This window comes from Alcanivorax sp. HI0083, assembly GCF_001635175.1.
The window spans coordinates 1-2,250 of the sequence record NZ_LWFX01001208.1; the positions used below are offsets into that span (position 1 = coordinate 1).

The 2,250-nt window shown below is 56.3% G+C and carries 3 protein-coding genes; 2 read left to right on the forward strand and 1 reads right to left on the reverse strand.

What is annotated here, in order from left to right:
* On the forward strand, positions 1–811 hold an 811-nt coding region (locus A3754_RS17550), incomplete at its 5' end, for an acyl-CoA desaturase (protein WP_063520738.1).
* 124 nt (positions 812–935) lie between these two features.
* Positions 936–1,949: an AraC family transcriptional regulator gene (locus A3754_RS17555; RefSeq protein ID WP_063520739.1), complete on the forward strand. Its 1,014-nt coding sequence runs from the start codon at positions 936–938 to the stop codon at positions 1,947–1,949.
* Positions 1,950–2,027: 78 nt separating this feature from the next.
* Here the strand turns inward: A3754_RS17555 and A3754_RS17560 are convergent.
* On the reverse strand, positions 2,028–2,250 hold a 223-nt coding region (locus A3754_RS17560), incomplete at its 5' end, for a Na+/H+ antiporter NhaC family protein (protein ID WP_304439842.1).

The window sequence follows — 2,250 nt, forward strand, 5'->3', positions numbered from 1 at the left end:
GAAGCAGACCCACAATTTCGAGCACCACACTTTCACCAACGTGCTCGACAAGGACCATGACATTGGTTACGGCATCCTGCGCATGTCAGAAGACCAGGAGTGGGAACCGCGCTTCCTGTTCAACCCGATCCTGGCAGGCATTCTGGCGACCTTCTTTCAGCACTTTGTGGCGATCCAGAGCCTCAAGCTCGAGGACTACCTGATCTACAAGACCAAGACCAAGGAAGAGCTGAAAGCCGAGTTCAAGCCGACCTGGAAGAAGATGCGCAAGCAGCTCTTCAAGGACTATCTGCTGTTCCCGGCCCTGGCCGGCCCGTTCGCGCCCTTCGTGTTCGCCGGTAATGTGGCAGCCAACCTGGCGCGCAACCTGTGGTCTTCCCAGGTGATCTTCAATGGTCACTTCCCGGAAGAAGTGGAACAGTTCCCGGAGTCCGTGATCGAAAACGAGACCCGTGGCCAGTGGTATGTACGCCAGCTGTTGGGCTCTGCCAACTTTGAAGGCGGCCGTCTGATGCACGTGATGAGCGGCAACCTGAGTTTCCAGATCGAGCACCACCTGTTCCCCGATCTGCCGGCGCACCGTTATGCCCGCATTGCGCCGGAAGTCCGTGCCATCTGCGAAAAACATGGCCTGCCGTATAACACCGGGTCTTTCATGAAGCAGTCCCTGAGTGTCTGGAAGCGGATCTTCAAACTGTCTTTGCCCAACAAGAGCAAGGATGACAGCGGCAAGGGGCCGCTCAATGGTCTGCGTGCCAAAGTGGTGTCTCTGACCCGTGAACCGCAGTCAGAAACCCGCAAGGCTGCCTGATCGCTTCAAAGCGGTTTGATCTCCTGGTTCGGGCCGGTCCTGCGCTGGTTCCGGCCCTGCCATCCTTATGCTACTCTCAGTGATTCTGAGAGTAGCTTTTTTTGTATTGGGGACAAGGCAACGCATGGCAGAAATGACGGATTCCGGTGTGCTGTTACGGATGGCCTACAAGGCCATGGTAAAAGCCGGTATTGATGCCGATGCCGTGTTGGCGGAGGTTGGACTCGACAAGTCCATTTTGCAGGTCCCTGACCTGCGTACCCCCCATGATGCCCAGGAATGGTTCTGGCAGGCGCTGGAAAAAGTGTCTGGCGATGAACATATCGGGTTGCATCTGGGTGAACATATTCCCGTCTATAAAGGCCAGGTGCTGGAGTACCTGTTTCTTTCCAGTCCTACCTTTGGTGAAGGCCTGAAGCGAGCGCTGGATTACCAGCGCTTGTTGTCCGATGCCGCCCAGGGCGAATTGTTCGAGGAAGGCGATCGGGTTTTCCTCAAGCAAATGATCTGGAGTCATCGTCTCAGTCATCTCAATGAATGCATGATGATGGGCGTGATCAAGTTTTTCCGCTTCGTTACCGATGATGCGTTTGAACCGGTGGAGGTGCATTTTGGCCACGCCCGCCATGCGGATCAGTTGGAATATGAGCGTCTGTTCGATTGCCCGGTGAAATTCGACATGCCCAGCGTTGGCATGTATTTCGATGCGAAGGTGATGACCTTGCCATCCGCCCATCACGAACCAGAGCTGTTGCATCTGCACGAGCAACTTGCCAGTGAACAGGTTGCCCGGTTGGAAAAACAGGATCTGGTCGCTCAGGTGAACCGGCTGATTGGTGAGCTGCTGGAATCCGGTCACGCCAACCTGGAAGAGGTGGCGGAACGGTTGGGAATCAAGGCGCGCCAGTTGCGTACTCGCCTGGCGGATGCCGGCACCAACTTCAACCAGCTGGTGGCCGATTACCGCTGCCGTTTGGCTAAACGTTTGCTGGCCGGCACTGATGAATCCATCGATGAAATTGTCTACCTCACCGGCTTTTCCGAGCCTTCGACCTTTTACCGTGCATTCAAACGCTGGGTGGGGATGACCCCGATTGAATATCGTAAGTTGAAAGCAGAAGAAGATGCGATGGGGTAAGGCAATAGTCCGCTTGAGTGAAATAAAAAAGGCGCCAATGGCGCCTTTTTATTGCGTTATCGCTTGAGCGTCGCCTGTTTAAAGCACCATGGCCGCCAGCCACCCGGCGGCAATCAGCGGCAAGTTGTAGTGCAGGAAGGTCGGGATAACTGTATCGCGAATATGGTCGTGCTGGCCGTCCGCATTCAGCCCGGCGGTGGGGCCAAGAGTGGAATCGGAGGCGGGGGATCCCGCGTCACCCAGGGCGGCGGCGCTGCCGACCAGTGCTGCCGTGGCCAGCGGAGAAAAACCCAGCGCCAAG